Annotated in this window: 17 protein-coding genes; 7 read left to right on the forward strand and 10 right to left on the reverse strand. The window is 66.1% G+C overall.

Going from position 1 to position 16612, the window contains the following annotated elements:
- Positions 1–192 precede the first annotated feature (192 nt).
- A complete protein-coding gene (locus AB0L60_RS41000; protein ID WP_364625864.1) occupies positions 193–384 on the reverse strand; it encodes a DUF397 domain-containing protein in 192 nt (63 codons plus the stop codon).
- Entirely contained in the window at positions 381–1259 is an 879-nt protein-coding gene (locus tag AB0L60_RS41005) for a DUF5753 domain-containing protein (RefSeq protein WP_364625867.1), read from the reverse strand. Before AB0L60_RS41005 ends, AB0L60_RS41000 begins: the two co-directional genes overlap by 4 nt.
- Before the next feature lie 393 nt (positions 1260–1652).
- Between AB0L60_RS41005 and AB0L60_RS41010 the strand changes: the two genes are divergently transcribed.
- Positions 1653–1889 carry a hypothetical protein gene (locus AB0L60_RS41010; protein WP_364625870.1) on the forward strand — a complete coding sequence of 79 codons (237 nt, stop codon included), beginning with the start codon at positions 1653–1655 and terminating at the stop codon, positions 1887–1889.
- A 244-nt stretch (positions 1890–2133) separates the two neighbouring features.
- Here the strand turns inward: AB0L60_RS41010 and AB0L60_RS41015 are convergent, their stop codons facing one another.
- Complete coding sequence (locus AB0L60_RS41015) at positions 2134–3882, reverse strand: proline--tRNA ligase (protein WP_364625872.1); 1749 nt, start codon at positions 3880–3882, stop codon at positions 2134–2136.
- A 58-nt stretch (positions 3883–3940) separates the two neighbouring features.
- Here AB0L60_RS41015 and yaaA point away from each other — a divergent pair, with 58 nt between their 5' ends.
- Complete coding sequence (gene yaaA / locus AB0L60_RS41020) at positions 3941–4687, forward strand: peroxide stress protein YaaA (protein ID WP_364625875.1); 747 nt, start codon at positions 3941–3943, stop codon at positions 4685–4687.
- Between the two features lie 64 nt (positions 4688–4751).
- Positions 4752–5144: an ankyrin repeat domain-containing protein gene (locus AB0L60_RS41025; RefSeq protein WP_364625878.1), complete on the forward strand. Its 393-nt coding sequence runs from the start codon at positions 4752–4754 to the stop codon at positions 5142–5144.
- Between the two features lie 218 nt (positions 5145–5362).
- On the opposite strand, the gene AB0L60_RS41030 is transcribed toward AB0L60_RS41025, so the two are convergent.
- The 3 genes from AB0L60_RS41030 to AB0L60_RS41040 form a co-directional block, all read right to left on the reverse strand.
- Positions 5363–6184 carry an ABC transporter permease gene (locus AB0L60_RS41030; protein WP_364625880.1) on the reverse strand — a complete coding sequence of 274 codons (822 nt, stop codon included), beginning with the start codon at positions 6182–6184 and terminating at the stop codon, positions 5363–5365.
- Positions 6181–7203 carry an ATP-binding cassette domain-containing protein gene (locus AB0L60_RS41035; RefSeq protein WP_364625883.1) on the reverse strand — a complete coding sequence of 341 codons (1023 nt, stop codon included), beginning with the start codon at positions 7201–7203 and terminating at the stop codon, positions 6181–6183. Before AB0L60_RS41035 ends, AB0L60_RS41030 begins: the two co-directional genes overlap by 4 nt.
- A gap of 164 nt (positions 7204–7367) precedes the next feature.
- Entirely contained in the window at positions 7368–8051 is a 684-nt protein-coding gene (locus tag AB0L60_RS41040; protein ID WP_364625910.1) for a PadR family transcriptional regulator, read from the reverse strand.
- 215 nt (positions 8052–8266) lie between these two features.
- Here AB0L60_RS41040 and AB0L60_RS41045 point away from each other — a divergent pair, with 215 nt between their 5' ends.
- On the forward strand, positions 8267–9538 hold the full coding sequence (locus AB0L60_RS41045; RefSeq protein WP_364625886.1) for an alkaline phosphatase family protein: 1272 nt from the start codon (positions 8267–8269) through the stop codon (positions 9536–9538).
- Entirely contained in the window at positions 9538–10626 is a 1089-nt protein-coding gene (locus tag AB0L60_RS41050) for an alkaline phosphatase family protein (RefSeq protein ID WP_364625889.1), read from the forward strand. The genes AB0L60_RS41045 and AB0L60_RS41050 overlap by 1 nt, the downstream gene beginning before the upstream one ends.
- Positions 10627–10683: 57 nt before the next feature.
- Here AB0L60_RS41050 and AB0L60_RS41055 read toward each other — a convergent pair whose 3' ends face one another.
- Positions 10684–11175, reverse strand: a complete 492-nt coding sequence (locus AB0L60_RS41055; RefSeq protein WP_364625892.1) for a carboxymuconolactone decarboxylase family protein — start codon at positions 11173–11175, stop codon at positions 10684–10686.
- Entirely contained in the window at positions 11172–12248 is a 1077-nt protein-coding gene (locus AB0L60_RS41060; RefSeq protein ID WP_364625896.1) for a dihydrodipicolinate reductase, read from the reverse strand. Before AB0L60_RS41060 ends, AB0L60_RS41055 begins: the two co-directional genes overlap by 4 nt.
- Positions 12249–12305: 57 nt before the next feature.
- On the opposite strand from AB0L60_RS41060, the gene AB0L60_RS41065 reads away from it, so the two are divergent.
- Positions 12306–12794 carry a nuclear transport factor 2 family protein gene (locus tag AB0L60_RS41065; protein WP_364625899.1) on the forward strand — a complete coding sequence of 163 codons (489 nt, stop codon included), beginning with the start codon at positions 12306–12308 and terminating at the stop codon, positions 12792–12794.
- 455 nt (positions 12795–13249) lie between these two features.
- Here AB0L60_RS41065 and AB0L60_RS41070 read toward each other — a convergent pair whose 3' ends face one another.
- Together AB0L60_RS41070 and AB0L60_RS41075 are read right to left on the reverse strand one after the other, a co-directional pair.
- Positions 13250–14077: a DUF4184 family protein gene (locus AB0L60_RS41070; protein WP_364625902.1), complete on the reverse strand. Its 828-nt coding sequence runs from the start codon at positions 14075–14077 to the stop codon at positions 13250–13252.
- Between the two features lie 434 nt (positions 14078–14511).
- Positions 14512–15192, reverse strand: a complete 681-nt coding sequence (locus AB0L60_RS41075) for a MarR family transcriptional regulator (protein WP_364625905.1) — start codon at positions 15190–15192, stop codon at positions 14512–14514.
- On the opposite strand from AB0L60_RS41075, the gene AB0L60_RS41080 reads away from it, so the two are divergent.
- Complete coding sequence (locus AB0L60_RS41080; protein WP_364625913.1) at positions 15139–15525, forward strand: cupin domain-containing protein; 387 nt, start codon at positions 15139–15141, stop codon at positions 15523–15525. The two genes, AB0L60_RS41075 and AB0L60_RS41080, sit on opposite strands and share 54 nt — an antisense overlap.
- The last annotated feature ends 1087 nt before the right edge of the window (positions 15526–16612 follow it).

Raw genomic sequence — 16612 nt, forward strand, 5'->3', positions numbered from 1 at the left:
CTGAGAAATTGGCGGGAAACTGCTGTTCAGCACTGGATCGTGCGCGAATGCACCGGTCGACCGGACCTCGGCATCTCGGCGCGTTCATGACACCGAAGTGATTTGAGCGCGTTGGCCTCGGATCCGCGCCGGACGAGAGCCACCGACTGAATCGCGCACCCAGCCAGGGGCTTTCGTCGTGCGGTCAGTTCGTCAGCGCTGCCAAATACCGCTATCGATGAAGTTCGTCCACACGTCGGCGGGGAACGCCAGGATCGGACCCCGACCGTTGTCCTTCGTATCGCGCACCAGCGTGACATCCGGGTCGTGCCGAATCTCGACACACTCCTTGCCAGCATCGGAGAAGCTCGACTTGTACCACTCGCTCATTACCGGCTTCTTCATGCCGTGTGCTCCTTTGCGATTCGCACCAGCAAGTCCCTGGTGTCCTGCGCTGTCAACGCTACAGCCCGAAGACCGGCGATTGCTTCACGATATTCATCGACCTCTTCGTCGTGCTCGTGGAGAACGCTGCCGATGGCGCCTTCGGCGTATACCACTGGCGGCAAAGTCATCCCACTCGTGCCTTTGGGCAGATGGAGCAGGATGAACTGCTGTATGACAAGCCCCGGGTGTGGGCCGATAGCGAAGGGGAGCGCCCGGATCTCGATATTGTCCCGGTCTCCAATCTCGGCGAGCCACCGCAGTTGCGCTGACATGACCTCCTGCGGCCCAGGCCTGTTCCACAGGACCGCTTCGGATAGGAACGCCTCCAACCGAAAACCGGCATCGTCCAACCGTGTTTGGCGCTTTTGGGTGAGCTCGACCCGCCGTTCGACGTCCACTGCGGACAGACGCGGCAGGGTGACGCGGACGATTTCCCGCCGGTAGTCAGCAGTCTGCAACAAGCCGGGCACAATTACCGGTTGGTACGTGATGATCTGCTCTGCCACTCCTTCGAGTCGGAGGAGCTTCTCGAAGTTCGGCGCGACTTGGTCGCTGTACGGTTGCCAGAACCCCTTCGAGTTACCCTGCGCCTTGGCCGCATTGTCCTGTGCTCGAACCTCTTCCAGAAGCTTGAGCGCCTTGGCCTGATCCTCCGGGGAAGCGTGGTAGTACTCGAGCAGGTCCTTGATCTGCGGCCTGGTGAGCTTGGTCGGCGAGCCTTCCTCCATTCGCATCAGGACAAACCGCGTGACCTCGAGGTGGGCCGCCGCGGTCGACAGGGCCGTACGAGGTGCTTTTGATCGCACAGATTTCATGAAGTTTCCGAAATCCATGCGAGAGACCGTCAAACCGGCCATTTCGTTAGCCTCGCTATCTGGGAAACGTTCTCTACGCACATGTGCGTTCTGCACCTCAATCTTATTTCACGCGACTGTTTGCTATGCACGTATTGCCGCAGCACTTTTCGGTGCATGCTTAGTGCATGGCGCCTGACGGCGGCAGGGTCGGCCCGCCGCAGTGGAATGAATCCGAAAAGCAACAGGAGTCGAAATGACTTGGGATGCTTGGGCTTTGATGCTCTTGACGACCGTTGAGGCAGGTGTCTTCATCGCCTGTCTGGGCGGGGATATAAGAAATTCCGGTCGGTACGGAAATAGCGGGCGTGGCCGTCACCGACGCGGACGCGGACGCAAGGAAATTGGCAAGCGTCGGGAGGTGAATGGGTCATGGACATCTACGAACGGCTGGAAAATTGCGATGTCGGGGAGCGGGAACCGGCGATGACCTCGGCGGAGGCAATGGAATCGCTGGTGTTGCATCAGGATTGCCTGACCGCGATGTGTGAGCGGAAGATGGCCGCGCGGCAGATCATCAAGACCGACGCGGAGAAGCTCGAGTCCGCGAAGGTCATTCAGTTTCCGGCGAGTCGAATGGAGCCGGGTTGTGGCACGTGTGATCCGTAATCGGCATCGGGCACCCTATCGGCGGCCCGCCACGCTCGCCGAGGCGAAGAGCGGACTCGATCGGCATCGAGCGTGCGTGGACGACTGTGCGGCGAAGAAGTGTTACGAGCACGCCGTCCAGGAGATGGTTCGCGGGCCTGGTCTCGGCTGGAACATCTGGCGAGCGGACACCGGCCAGGCTCGGTGAAGAAAGTGGCGCATCACCGGACGGTGATGCGCCACTTACAGTTTCGCGACAGCGATGTCAGCCGCGGATCTTGGCCGCGACCGAGGCCACGGCGGTCTCGGCCGGGAGTTCCTCGGCGGTGCCGGCGAAGCGGTCGCGGAGTTCGATCTTGCCCTCGGCCCAGCCGCGGCCGACGACCACGATGTAGGGCATGCCGAGGAGCTCGGCGTCCTTGAACTTCACGCCCGGGGAGGCGGTGCGGTCGTCGAGGAGAACCTCGAAGCCGAGGGAATCGAGTTCGGCGGCAACCTGTTCGGCGCCGGCGCGGGCGCCCTCGTCCTTGTTGGCGATGACGACGTGGACATCGAACGGGGCGACCTCGCGAGGCCAGCGCAGGCCCTTGTCGTCGTGCATCTGCTCGGCGAGCACGGCGACCATGCGGGACACGCCGACACCGTAGGAGCCCATGGTGAGACGGACCGGCTTGCCGTTCTCGCCCAGCACATCGACCTCGAAGGCGTCGGTGTACTTCTGGCCGAGCTGGAAGATGTGGCCGATCTCGATACCGCGGGCGGCCTCCAGGACGCCGCGGCCGTCGGGCGAGGGATCGCCGTCACGAACCTCGGCGGCCTCGATAGTGCCGTCGGGGGTGAAGTCGCGTCCGGCGACCAGGCCGACGTAATGCTTGCCCTGCTCGTCGGCGCCGGTGATCCAGGCGGTGCCGGAGACCACGCGCGGGTCGACGAGGTAGCGGATGCCGTTGGCCTGCAGGGCCTTAGGGCCGATGTAGCCCTTCACCAGGAACGGGTTGGCCTTGAAATCGGTCTCGTCGAGCAATTCCACCTCGGCCGGCTCGACGGACGCCCCGAGGCGCTTGTCGTCGACCTCACGGTCGCCGGGGATGCCGACGCCGAGGATCTCGGTCTTGCCGTCGGGGTAGCGCAGCTTGACCATGACGTTCTTGAGCGTGTCGGCGGCGGTCGCCTCGCGGCCCAGCACGTTGGCGGTGTTGGCCCAGTCGACCAGCGTCGCGATGGTCGGCGTGTTGGGGGTGTCGTGGACGACGGCGTCGGCCTGTCCCTCCAGCGGGATCGCCGGGGGCGCGGTGGTGACCACGGCCTCCACGTTTGCGGCGTAACCGGATTCGCGGCAGATGACGTAGGTGTCCTCGCCGACGGGGCTGTCGGCGAGGAACTCCTCCGACGCCGAGCCGCCCATGGCGCCGGAGGTGGCGGCCACGATGACGTACTTGACGCCGAGGCGGTCGAAGATCTTCTGGTATGCCTCGCGGTGGGCGTTGTAGCTGTTCTTCAGCCCGTCCTCGTCGAGGTCGAAGGAGTACGAGTCCTTCATGATGAACTCGCGTCCGCGCAGGATGCCCGCGCGCGGGCGGCCTTCGTCGCGGTACTTGGTCTGGATCTGGTACAGCGTGACCGGCAGATCCTTGTAGGAGCTGTACTCGCCCTTCACGGTGAGGGCGAACAGCTCCTCGTGGGTGGGGCCGAGCAGGTAGTCCTGGCCCTTGCGGTCCTTGAGCCGGAACAGGCCGTCGCCGTACTCGGTCCAGCGGTTGGTGGTTTCGTACGGTTCGCGCGGCAGCAACGCCGGCAGCGAGATCTCCTGGGCCCCGATGGCGTTCATCTCCGACCGGACGACATCCTCGACCTTGCGCAGCGTGCGCAGGCCGAGCGGCAGCCACGAGTAGACGCCGGGCGCGATGCGACGCACGTAACCGGCACGCACCAGCAGCTTGTGGCTGGGCACTTCGGCGTCGGCGGGGTCGTCGCGCAGGGTGCGCAGGAACAGGTGGGAGAGACGGGTGATCACGGCTCAACACAGTAGCCGCTGCTCGCGCACAGTTCACAAGGCATTACCGTGTTGGCTCGTGCTGGTGCTGCTGCCTCCCTCAGAAACCAAGTCCGACGGTGGTTCGGGCGGTCCCCTGGACCTGGATTCCCTCGCGATGCCGCAGCTCACAGCGGTGCGCGACAAGCTCGTCACCGAGTTGATCGCGCTGGCCGCCGATCCCGACGCCGCGCGTGCCGCGCTGGCACTGGGCAAGGGGGCTGACGCGGAGATCGCGCGCAATGCCGCCCTGCGCACCTCCGCCACCCGCCCGGCCCTGGACCGCTATACCGGCGTGCTCTACGACGCGCTCGACGTGACCCGGTTCACCAAGGCCCAGCGCGCCAAGGCCGAGGCCCGCCTGGGCATCGGCTCGGCGCTGTTCGGGGTGATCCGCGCGGGCGATCCGATTCCGGCCTACCGGCTTTCGGGCGGGTCGAAGCTGCCGGGTCTGCCGACGCTGCAGTCGCTGTGGAAGGCGGCGCTGCCGGCGGCGCTGCGTGCGGAGGCGGCCGGGCACCTGGTGGTGGATCTGCGGTCGGGCACCTATCAGAATCTGGGCCGGGTCCCGGGCTCGGTCACCGCGACAGTGCTGACCGAGCGTCCGGACGGGAAGCGAACCGTGGTGAGCCACTTCAACAAACACCATAAGGGACTGCTGGCGCGGGCGCTGGTGCTGTCGCGGTCGGAGCCGTCGAATATCGACGGGCTGGCCCGGGTTGCCGAGAAGTCCGGGCTGCGCACCGAGATCGCCTCGCCGACCGAACTGCTCATCATCACCTCCTGAGCACACCAACTTCCCATAGCGAACTTCGCTCGGTCGCGGCGGTCCCGCTGGCTAGAGTGGCCTGGTGGAACCCAAAGACCTGGATCCGGAAGTGCTCGAGCTGGCGAGCAAGATCTTCGATCTGGCCCGCAACGGCGATGCCGCCACCCTGGGCGCCTATCTCGACGCCGGGGTGCCGGTGAACCTGACCAACGACAATGGCGACACGCTGCTCATGCTGGCCGCCTACTACTCACACCCGGAGGCGGTGAACGCCCTGCTGGAACGCAAGGCGGACCCCAACTTCGGCAACGACAAGGGCCAGACCCCGCTCTCGGGCGCGGTGTTCAAGGGCTCGGATGAGATCGTCCACGCCCTGCTCGCGGCCGGGGCCGATCCGAACGCGGGCAGCCCGTCCGCGCGCGACGCGGCCGAGATGTTCGGGCAGACCAAGTATCTAGCGCTGTTCGACAAGTAGGGTGAACCAACCAACTCTCATAACTCTCCGGGGCTTCGCCACCGAGCCCCCTGAGAGGCACGACTCTCGTAGCTTCGAGAGGCTTCGCCCCCGAACCTTCCGAGAGGCACGACTCTCGTGGCTCTCAGAGGCGTCGCCCCAGATCTCCTGAGAGGCACGACGTCCGGCCTGCGGGCGAGATCGCCACGCAGGCCGGGCTTTTCGCGTGTATCGGCCTGTTACTGCGTCCGCTGATAGGTGCGGAAGGCCGACAGCGCCCAGAGGAAGGCGAGCGCCGCCAGGGCGGTCAGGTAGCCGAGGTGGGCGGTGACGGAGCCCGCGTCGGCTGTGCCCGCCAGGCCGGTGCGGCCGATGTCGACCGCCCAGGTCACCGGGTTGAACTTGGAGATGCCCTGGACCCAGCCCGGCATGAGCGAGGTCGCCATCATGCCCGAGGACAGGAAGGTCAGGGGCAGGATGATGAGCTGGGACATGCCGATCAGGGCGATCTGACTGCGGGAGATCAGGGCCAGGGCCACCGAGCCCGCGCAGAAGACGGCCGCCAGCAGGGTGGCCGCGATCAGCGCCAGCGCGATGCCGGTCACGCCGCCGGGATAGCGTGCGCCGCCGGCGAATCCGATGAGCAGGACCAGCGCGGACTGGACCAGGCCGATGGTGAGCTGCACGCCGAGCTGGCCCGCCACCACCGCGCTGCGCGAAATCGGTGCGGTCAGCAGCTGATTCATCACGCCGTTGTCGATGTCCTCGATGTATCCGGTGCCCGCCCAGACGCCCGAGTAGAGCACGGTCATCATGAGCACGCCGGGCGCCAGGAAGGTGATGTAGTTCGCCGCCCCGAATCCCGGGATGTCGCCGACTGATTTGAAGACCTGCCCGAACAGCAGGATCCACACGATCGGCTGCAGCAGCGCCGCGAACACACCCCAGGATTCCCGCAGGGTGTTCACCATCCAGCGCCGGAAGATCTGCCCGGCCGCCACCGGCCAAGTGGCCGTGGGGTTTTCGCGGGTGACGGGCAGGTCGTCGGTGAGCGTGGTCATGCCGCCACCTCCGCCCGGTCGCGGTTGTTGTCGGCCCGGTACGAGCGGCCCGCGTAGTGCAGATACACATCGTCGAGGGAGGGCCGGGAGATGGAGACCGCGCCGAAACCGATGGCGGCGGCGTCGAATTCGGAGATGACCCGGCCGACGATGCCGGAGGGGTCGTCGGTGCGGGCGATGAGCCTGCCGTTGGGCCCGTCCTGCTCGACGACGATATCCCGCAGTGCCGGAATGGATTCCCCGACCGCGCGCACGGCGGCTACATCCGGTGCGATGAGTTCGACGGTGAGGGTGTCGCCGTCGAGGGTCGACTTCAGCTGCGCCGGTGTGCCTTCGATGACCGCGCGCCCGTGGTCGATGATGACCAGGCGATCGGCCAGCTCGTCGGCCTCCTCCAGATAGTGGGTGGTGAGCACCACGGTGAGGGCCGCCTCGGTGGACAGTCGCCGGATCTCCGACCACATCTCGGCCCGGGCCTGCGGGTCCAGGCCGGTGGTCGGCTCGTCCAGGAACAGCACCGACGGCGTGTGCACCAGTCCGACAGCGACGTCGAGTTTGCGCCGCATGCCGCCGGAGAGCTTGGACACCTTACGGTTTCGCGCCTCGGCGAGCTGGAACTGATCGAGCAGGCCGTCGGCCCGGGTCACCGCGTCGTGGCGGGTCAGGCCGTGCAGACGCGCGGCCATGACCAGATTCTCGAAGGGCGTCTGCCGTGGGTCGGCGCCCGAGCCCTGTGAGACGTAGCCGATGCGATGCCGGATGGCGGCCGCGTCGGTGGTGACATCGAATCCGGCCACTCGCGCGGTCCCGGAATCGGCCCGCGACAGGGTGGTGCAGATCTTGGTGGTGGTGGACTTGCCCGCCCCGTTGGGGCCGAGCATGCCGTAGACGGTGCCGGCGGCAATGCCGAAGCTCAGGCCGTCGAGGGCCCGCACATCGGGCTTGCGGCGGCCGCCGGGATAGGTTTTGACCAGGTCGTGCACCTCGACCGCGGTCGAGGGCATGGGTGTGACGGACATGGTTGTTCGTTCCTCGTCAGGGGTGGGGAACGACCACGGGACCGGTGGATATGCTGGGAATGCGGTTCGAGCATCCGGCGGTTCGCCGTCGGTCGTTCGGATTCGGCGACGGCTCGGGTGTTGGCGCACCCGGGCCGTCGTTGTTGCCGGGCTGATTGCCCGGCTCACGTCGGCGGTGTCGGCAACCCCCATTCCTCGAGCAGCTTGTCGCCGATGTCCGGGGGCACCCGGCCGGCGGGGTATCGGGCGACCAGGTCGGCCATGGTGCGCCAGCCCTCGATGCCGCCCAGATCATCGGATTCGATGCGGGCGGCCAGGGCGGCGGTGAAGTCGCGGTCGGCGGTGAGCATGTGCATCTCGTAGTTGCCCTCGATGAGCAGCACCTCGGGCAGCCAGGAGACGACGGCGTCGGTGGCGGCGCGGATCTCGGCAATCTGCTTGTCCAGCACCGTGACTCGCCGCCGCAGCAGGGCCGCGGCCTCGTCGGGTCCGAGTGCGGGCAGGAACGACAGCGCGGCCATGAACCGCGGATATTCCTTCTCGGGTTCGGATATCCAGGCGCGCAACCAGTCCCGCATCTCGACGACACCGTCGGGGGTGATGCGGTACACGGTCCGCGCGGGCCGCTTGCCGTCCTGTTCAGCGCCGACGACCTCGATGAAACCCTGGTTCAGCAGTGATTCGACCACCGGATACAGCGCGCCGTAATTGATCCGCACGCTGCCGTCCTTGCCGCGCTGCCTGAGGGTCTGCGAGATCTGATACGGGTGCATCGGCCGCTCCCAGAGCTGCACGAGTACGGCCAGCGCCAGGGGATTGACCCGGCGGAACGCCCGCTTCCCAGCCATACTCACCCCGGCTACTCTGATCAGAGTATTTGCTTACTCTGGCCAGAGTACTCCCAGACCCACCGCCGAACAAGCGCACACCAGCGAACAAGGCGATTCCAGCCTCGGTCGCGATAGATTGGTCGAACGTCCAATAGTTGACGCGTTCATCAAATTCTCATTCGAATTCGCCCGACTGGTTACTCACCGGTAATCGCCGACGCGATGTATGACTCGTGACAGATTCCCCTCGAAGTACCACCAACCGCCGAACCGTCCTCGCCGGCGCCGGAGCCCTCGCGGTCGGCGCGGCCCTCGGCTCGACAGCCCCCCGCGCCACCGCCGCCCCGCTGCCCGCGCCCGCTGCCTCCGGGATCGACCACATCATCGTGGTAATGATGGAGAACCGCTCGTTCGACCACTATCTGGGCTGGCTGCCCGGGGCGAACGGCAAGCAGGCAGGTCAGACCTTCACCGACCGGAACGGCCTGGCGCACAAGACCTTCCACCTGGCCACCACTCAGGGCTGCCAGTACAACGACCCGGACCACTCCTTCGAGGGCGGGCGCGTGGAGTACAACAACGGCGCGTGCGACGGCTGGCTGCGCGCCGGAACCAATGACGAATTCGCCATCGGCTACTACGAACAGGGCGATCTCGGCTTCTATGGCAATGCCGCGCCGGCCTGGACGGTCTGTGACAACTATTTCTCGGCGATCATGGCCGAGACGTATCCCAACCGCTTCTATCAGCACGCCGCCCAGACCGACCGCATCCACAATTCCTCGACGATCTCGACGCTGCCGACCATCTGGGACCGGCTGGCGGACGCGGGTGTGCCGGGGCGCTACTACTTCTACGACACCCCGTTCCTGGCACTGTGGGGCGCCAAGTACCTGTCCATCAGCCGCCCGTTCGCGACCTTCCTGGCCGACTGCGCGGCGGGCACGCTGCCCGCGGTATCGTTCGTCGACCCCAAGTTCCTGGACGAGGACACCGGCACCTCGGCCGACGATCACCCGCACGCGGATATCCGCGCGGGGCAGGCATTCCTGAACCAGGTATATCAGGCGGTCACCAAGAGCCCCGCCTGGTCGCGCACGCTGCTCGTCATCAACTACGACGAGTGGGGCGGCTTCTTCGACCACGTGCCCCCGCAGGTCGCGCCGGATGCCAACCCGGACTGGGGGCTGCGCGGATTCCGGGTGCCGTGCCTGGTGATCTCGCCGCTGGCCCGGCGCGGGCACGTGGCCCACGATGTGTACGACCACACCTCGGTGCTCAAGGCCATCGAATGGCGGTGGGGGCTGCCGTCCCTCACCCCGCGCGACGCCGCCGCCCGCAATATCGCCGAGGTGCTCGACTTCGGCAGCGCCCCGAATCTCAGTGCGCCGCAATGGAATGTGCCGCCCGCACCGCCCGGGGTGTGCGCTCCGGCGGTGGTCGCCGACCTCGAAGAGTGGAATACCCTGCGCGCCTTGGCCGCATCGACGGGATGGAGTCTGTGATGCGCCGGTTCGGCCAATTCATCGTGGTGCTGGTGTTCACGATCGCCGCGCTGGCGGTGGGCTACGGTCCGCACGCGACCGCGGATCCAGGCGCGCCGCACATCTTCGTGATCCAGTTGGAGAACAAGGGGTACGACGAGACCTGGGGACCTGCGTCGGCCGCACCGTATCTGAGCGAGACGCTGCGGTCGGAGGGGGTACTGCTGAGCCAGTACTACGGCATCGGGCACAACAGTCTGGACAACTACATCGCGCAACTGTCCGGTCAGGGACCGAACGCCGAGACCCAGGCCGACTGCCAGATCTACAGCGACTTCGTCGGCGCGGGAACGGTTCCGCCGGGCCAGGCCGTCGGTCAGGGCTGTGTGTACCCCGCGTCGGTGCAGACGCTCGCCGGACAACTGACGGGGGCCGGCCGCACCTGGAAGGGCTATATGGAAGATATGGGCACGCCCTGCCGTCATCCCGCTCTGAACAGCCAGGACACCACCCAGAAGGCGACCGTCGCCAGCCAGTACGCGGCCCGGCACAACCCGTTCGTGTACTTCCACGAGATCATCGACTCGCCCGCCTGCCAGCGGCAGGTGGTCGATCTCGGTGCGCTGAAGAGCGATCTGGCACAGCCGGATACGACGCCGAACTTCGCCTACGTCACCCCGGACCTGTGCGACGACGGGCACGACTCCCCCTGTGTCACGGGCGCCCCGGGCGGGCTGGCGTCGGCGGATCTCTGGCTGCGGCAGTGGGTTCCGGTGATCACCTCGGCGCCGGCCTTCCAGCAGAACGGAATCCTGATCATCACGTTCGACGAATCCGATGGGCCGCAACAGGATTCCTCGGCCTGCTGCGGTGAGGGCCCCGGGCCGAACAGTCCGCTGCCGGGCATCGCGGGTCTGGGTGGCGGCAGGGTGGGCGCACTGGTGATCTCACCGAAGTCGGTGACGCCGGGCACCTTCAGCGACACCCCGTACAACCACTATTCACTGCTGGCGAGCATCGAAGATCGCTTCGGCCTGCCCTATCTGGGCTTTGCCGCCTCCCCGGGACTGCCGCGCTTCGGAACCGACGTGTTCAACAAGCGGAACTGACGCGGCTGCCGGTCGGGGTGCTGCCGAGCAGGGGCGGGCGGCACTCCGGCCGGTGTTCTACTGCTGTGCGGTATGACCGGGAAGGACGCAGACAGCGTCGAGGCCGAGCACATGGTTGAGGCGGCCGAAGGCCAGCCAGGACCCGAGGCACATGGACAGTTCGACGATCTCGGCGTCGGAGTAGAGCGTCTTCATCCGCTCGAAGAACTCGTCGTCGAGGTTGTGGTGGTCGAGGGCGTAGCGCTCGGCGTACTCTGCGGCCATCCGGGTGCGGTCGTCGAAGGATTCGGTGGTGCGCCACTCGGTCACGTCGTCGGCGAAGGACTCCTCGACCTTCTCGCCATTGCGATCGGTGCGCCAGTCCAGGCAGAACAGGCAGCCGTTGATCTGGGCGATGCGCAACCGGGCGGCCTCGAATTCACGCAGTCCCAGGGTGCTGTGCGAGTAGACGGCGAGGGAGAAGTTGGAGGCCGCGACACCGATGCCGGGCACCATTTCGCCCCACACGTAGCCGATGGGGTCCTTGCCCTCGGGAATGTCGATGATCATGCCGATGGGTTCCTTCCGAGAGTGCCGAACGGCAGCGGGACGTCGAGGGCGTCGTAGAGGCCGGGCTCGGCGTCGGCCAGCCACGGGATGGCATTCACCAATCTGCCCACGGCGGTGGCGTTTCCGCCCGCCGAGTGATTGCCGTCCTCGTCGGTGGCCTGCACGGTGATCTCGATGCGCGGGCGGCCCTCGATGAGCACGCGGTGCGCGCCGGCGCCGCTGGGCGGGTGCGGCCAGTCGGAGGCGCAGCTCGCGTGGATGCGGGTGATGTGCTCGATGACGATGCGCGGGCTGCCGTCGACGATGCCCTGCACCTCGAAGCGCACCGCGCCCTGGGTGCCCGCCTCGAATTTGCCCATGCGCTCGGTCTCGACGGTCTCGTCCAGTGCGCGCCGCTCCACCACCTCGCGAATGTCGGTGAGCGCCACGCCCAGTCCGCGCGCGATCATCCGAATCTGCCCGCCCCACACCATGGTCGGGATGGTGGGCGCGAGCATGGGCGGCTGATAGTCCAGGGGCTGGCCCATGCCGACGAGGTAACGCACCGAGTCGGGCTGGTCGTAGGTGGAGTAGTCGAAGATCTCCTGGCAGCGCAGCACATCCACGCTGCTGCCGAGGCCGCTCATGAGCAGCGGCAGGACGTCGTTGCCCCAGCCGGGGTCGATGCCGGAGACGAACAGTGCGCCGCCGCCCGCCGCGATGGCCGCCGACACCCGGTCCTGCAGTTCGATCGGAGCACTGCGGTGGTCGTAGAGCGCGTAGAGCGCGGGCGTGACCACCACGGCCCCGGTGCGCAAGGCGCGCTCGATGTCGGCGAGGGCGTCGTCGGGGCGGATGTCGCCGGACGCGGCGTAGACGATGGCACGGGGTCCGGCCGCGAGCTCGGCGTCGACATCGGCGGTCGCCGCGATCCCCACCGCGGTGTCCAGCCCGGCCAGGTCACCGGCGTCGCGGCCGACCTTGGCCGGGTTGTGGACCAGAACGCCGGTCAGCTCCAGACCCGGATGCGCCGTGACGGCCCGGATGGCGGCACGGCCTACGTTGCCCGTACCCCAGACCAGGGTGGAAATCATGTCCGAAAACGTAGCAAATGCTTGCTAGGTAGACGTCCGATTCGGCTACATTGCGGTATGGATTTTGCAGCTCTCGAATCGATTCGCGCACTCAAGTATCGCTACCTGCGCACGCTGGATCTGAAGCAGTGGGACGAGTTCGGGGACACGCTCTGCGCGGACATCGTCGGGTCCTACGGATCGCCGTCGGGCGGACTGCCGGCCCAGTTCACCAGCCGCGACCAGATCGTGGATTTCATGCGCAACGCGCTCAGCGGGAACATCATCACCGTGCACGTCGCCAACCATCCGGAAATCACGGTCGACGGCGATACCGCTTCCGGCAGTTGGTGCCTGGAGGACACCGTGATCGCCGCCGACTACGGCCTGCTGATCCGCGGCGCGGCCTACTACCACGACACCTACCGCCGCGAGGACGGCGTCTGGCGCATCGCGAGCACCGGCTACCAGCGCATCTACGAATCCAAGATGTCCACCGACGCGCTGCCCGGCTACGCCCTCACCGCCAACCGCTGGGCCCCGGCCGCCGAGCCCCAGCAGGGCTGACGTAGTCCGCGCCGGGCGAGCACGCGACATCGTCTCGAGCGCGCGGCATCGTCTGCCGGAGGCGATCAGTGTCCGGCAGACAGGCTCGAGGAGCCGCTCGGCAGAGCGATTTTCGGACGTATCCTGCTGACCCTCACCAGCTTCGAGACGTTCGACACCATGGTTGGACCCGACGGCGACCTGCTCGACGCCATCCCGGTGATCACCGGGCTGGCGGCCACCGTGCTGGGAGCAAGCACGGAATGTTCGGCCCGCTCGGGCTGAAGATCAGCCACCCGAGCTCGACAGGGACGGTCGAAGGTCCCGCACTGCCGGTGTTCTCCGGCGATCATGGCGTCTCGAGGCCGTAACGCGCCCTGCCCGTTGATCTTCCGTACCCCGAGCCGGCCAACTTGGTCAGCGCGGGAAGCGGCATGACATCGTGCCGGCGATCGGCATCGGCGAGTCCCGACATCTCAGCGCCTCGGCATGTCGCCTTCGACACCGTGAACGCCGAGGTCTGGTTTGCCGGCGCCGACGGGGCCGGCGTCGTGGGATTCATGACCCGGCAGGCGCATCGACGCTGCGCCTGCCAGCAACGACAGCGCCCCTACATAGAGCAACCGGACTCCCAACACGAACGGCTGAAATGCCAAGGGCATCAGCGGAATAAACGACAAGGCCAACACGGCGACCAGTCCGGCCGCCAGCCAGAACCGCCTCGGTGCGCGCCGCATGGGCGGTGGGTCACCGTGCCAGGCTCGCAGCAGTCCGCGCCGGCCGATGTAGTAGAACAACCCGACCGCGAGTGCCCCACCGCCCAGGGTCGATGTCTGCTGCAGCAGGTACCACCAGGGCCTGCCGAGCGGACCTGGCTGCAACAGCACGGGAAATCTGGCTACTCCCCAGCCATGCCCGCCGGCCGGATCATGGGTGAACCCGTCCCAGAAGATATGAGTGAACGCACCGATCAGAATCGAGTATCCCGTGACATACCACCGATATCGCACGACACCGAGTACGCCATAGGCGGGCAGATCGAGCGCGCCGAGCCGTGGCAGATGTGCGGCAATCTGCGCGGCACCCCAACGGATCACCACCGTTGCGACGATCCCCATGGGTAGACACCACCACAGCAACGCAGGTAGTGCGTGCGTCTCCGGCATCGAAAAGAACCCTGCCACCGGATAGGAGGCATCGGGAACCGCTGAGCCGACCACCAACGCGACACCATCCAGATGACGAGGCCACCGGATTTTCATCGGGAGCACTGCCAACGCATGCGACGGAAAGGTGAGCGGCACGGCCAAGTGTATCCACAATCGTTTCAACCCGTTCGGGGACGCGCCCACGAACGCCGTCGTACCTGTGCATCGGCGCGCCCAGATCGCTCCCACTCCCATGCAACACCCTGAACTCGGTGTGGCCTCAATGAGCCACCAGGGACAAACCCAGTGCTGCGCTACCCCTCGGACCACAGGCAGTAGCGGATGTCTCTGGGCCGCTGTCGATCTCACCGCCGACGCCTCGCGCTGGCGGGTTCGGTCAGCGCGGTATGCGGCAATTCAGTGCGTTGCCGGCATTTTCCAGCAGGCGAGCGCGTTCCCCGACCACCCCTACGCTTACGCCGCCGAACACTTCGACCACACGGTGCCGGATACATCGGCTGCGGTCCTGGGTCATGTGAACTGCTCTGTGCCGCTGACGCTTTCGGCGAGCTCATGCGGGGTCGATGAATTCAACCGATCAACAGCTCGTGTACGCGGCTCAGAGATCGCTGCAGATCGGCTGATGCACGCTCGCCCAGACCGATTGCCAGCTTCTGCTCGATCTGCCTGATCCGCTCCGCTGCCGTGGCGAGCGCCGCCTCGCCCGCCGCCGTCAGCACGACCAGCCGCGCCCGCCGATCGTCCGGGTCGATCCGCCGCTCCACATACCCGCATTGCTGCATGTGTGTCACCAGCTCCCCCATCGACTGCTGGGTCATGCCCGCTTCCTCGGCCAACGCGCTGATCCGCGAACCTTCCGGGGCCAGGTAGCGGAACACCGCGTAATGCGCGGGGCGCAGATCCTCGCGCAGTGCCATCCTCAGTTCCCGGTTCAGCTCGCGTTCGAAGGCATGCGTCACCTGGCTGAGCAGCTTCAACAAGGTGGCGGGAGATTCGCTCGTTGACATAAAACAAAGGTTACCTTTATAAAAGGCGGTATGCGCGACACGCTCACCTTCCGCAACGGTCATCGGATCACTCTCCTCGCACGCGGCACAGACGAGCGCGGCCCTTACCTGCGGGTGGAACATCAACTGCCGGAAGCCGATCGACAAGCGGGTCCGCATTGGCATCCGGTACTCAGCGAATCGTGGACCCTGCGGCGCGGCCGACTCCGCTTCAAGATCGATGGTTCGGAAACCGTTGTGCATCCAGGCGATTCACTCACCGCACCACCACGCACGGTCCACGAATTCTGGAGCGAGGCGCCCGACACGGTCTTCGACCACGAGATCCGCCCGCCACTACGGCACTGGGAGATGTTCCAGCTATGGCACGCACTCGATGCCGCGCACAAGACCACCCTGCGCTCCTGGACACCACGCAACCCCCTGGCACTGGCATTGCTGTGGGAGTACCAGGACGGCTATCTCGCGGGGATCCCGGTCTGGTTGCAGCATGCGGCATTCGGCGGACTCGCCCGGCTGGCCACCCGGATCGGCTATCGACGACGCTGGCTCGAAACCGTCACCCACCAGGACTGACTCGCAGACGAACCCACCTACACAGACCACAATCAAGCCGGTGCCGACCCGGGCGCTGACTGCGCGACTTGTTCTCCCGCCGGCTGCATCGGCCGACAGTCGTCGGCCTGCTTCCGGGCACCTCGCCGGCCTGTTCGGCCAGCACGGTTTACGACAAAGTGGACGACGCCGGGTGGTGGCATTGCGCCAGACCTGACCCGTCGCGCGAAGGGTGGTGAGCTCGCAGGCAGTTGCGGATGTTCCTGCAACGCAGCGTCACTCGAGGTCTGCCTTCGCATGGTACTTCAGCTGGTAGCTCTCGATGTCCATGGGCTCCGAGTGGTGCGCTCTATTGGGAGCTGGCATGGGCCGTCGTGCATTTGGTCACGGTTCGTATCGGCGGCGGCGTGATCGAGCATCCCGGTCCCGGCCCGCTGGAGAACTCGACCGATTGAATCGCCAGCCCGCGAACCTGTTCGGTTCTGGCAGAACCTATCCCGCGCCCCGGTGAGACTGCACGCACCAGCGTCCTCGTCGAAACCAGAATTCCGAATCAAGGCTCTGAAGATGGCTTCACGGTGCGTGGCGTCCGCGCCGAGTAGTGCCATTCGAAGGACACCTTCGCGGATGGCACAGCCTCTGTTACCCGATGCTGCAAAGACTTCTCAAAGTCCGGACGCCACTCATAGAACCGGCTGAAAACCACAAGGGCCTCGGAGACCACTCGCACATCCCGGGTCCCATCGTCGTTGTCCCGAAGCGCGATGATCACCTCAGGCTCCAGTCGCGTTTCCTTCGTAGATCACGTCGGCGTCTTCAACCTTGAGGTCACACGCTGAAGCACACCCCTATATTCACAGACACGTTGCCAACAGTAGGTCATGCATGTGACAGAAAGACCTTGTCGCGGATGCATATCCGGCGAGAGGTCATGGTCGGCCGAGGCGCGCTCATCGCCATTACCGTGCGTTCATGCTTTCTAGTCAAATACGTTGGTGAGATGCACGTGTGAGGGAAGACTGAGGTTCAGCCGTTCGACCGCAGCGCGGACACTGGCGTCTAGTTCCCAGTGCAGGTCCACGACATAACCAGGCCAATCGTCCCAGAG

Source organism: Nocardia sp. NPDC051981, from assembly GCF_040680715.1.
Classification (GTDB): Bacteria; Actinomycetota; Actinomycetes; order Mycobacteriales; family Mycobacteriaceae; genus Nocardia.

Coding starts and splice junctions, on each gene's coding strand:
- AB0L60_RS41055 (WP_364625892.1), bottom strand. CDS start 11,175: ATGATCATCGACATTCCCGAGGGCAAGGACCCCATCGGCTACGTGTGG.
- AB0L60_RS41060 (WP_364625896.1), bottom strand. CDS start 12,248: ATGATTTCCACCCTGGTCTGGGGTACGGGCAACGTAGGCCGTGCCGCC.
- AB0L60_RS41000 (WP_364625864.1), bottom strand. CDS start 384: ATGAAGAAGCCGGTAATGAGCGAGTGGTACAAGTCGAGCTTCTCCGAT.
- AB0L60_RS41035 (WP_364625883.1), bottom strand. CDS start 7,203: ATGTCCGTCACACCCATGCCCTCGACCGCGGTCGAGGTGCACGACCTG.
- AB0L60_RS41075 (WP_364625905.1), bottom strand. CDS start 15,192: ATGCACAACGGTTTCCGAACCATCGATCTTGAAGCGGAGTCGGCCGCG.
- AB0L60_RS41005 (WP_364625867.1), bottom strand. CDS start 1,259: ATGGATTTCGGAAACTTCATGAAATCTGTGCGATCAAAAGCACCTCGT.
- AB0L60_RS41065 (WP_364625899.1), top strand. CDS start 12,306: ATGGATTTTGCAGCTCTCGAATCGATTCGCGCACTCAAGTATCGCTAC.
- AB0L60_RS41010 (WP_364625870.1), top strand. CDS start 1,653: ATGGACATCTACGAACGGCTGGAAAATTGCGATGTCGGGGAGCGGGAA.
- AB0L60_RS41050 (WP_364625889.1), top strand. CDS start 9,538: ATGCGCCGGTTCGGCCAATTCATCGTGGTGCTGGTGTTCACGATCGCC.
- AB0L60_RS41030 (WP_364625880.1), bottom strand. CDS start 6,184: ATGACCACGCTCACCGACGACCTGCCCGTCACCCGCGAAAACCCCACG.
- AB0L60_RS41040 (WP_364625910.1), bottom strand. CDS start 8,051: ATGGCTGGGAAGCGGGCGTTCCGCCGGGTCAATCCCCTGGCGCTGGCC.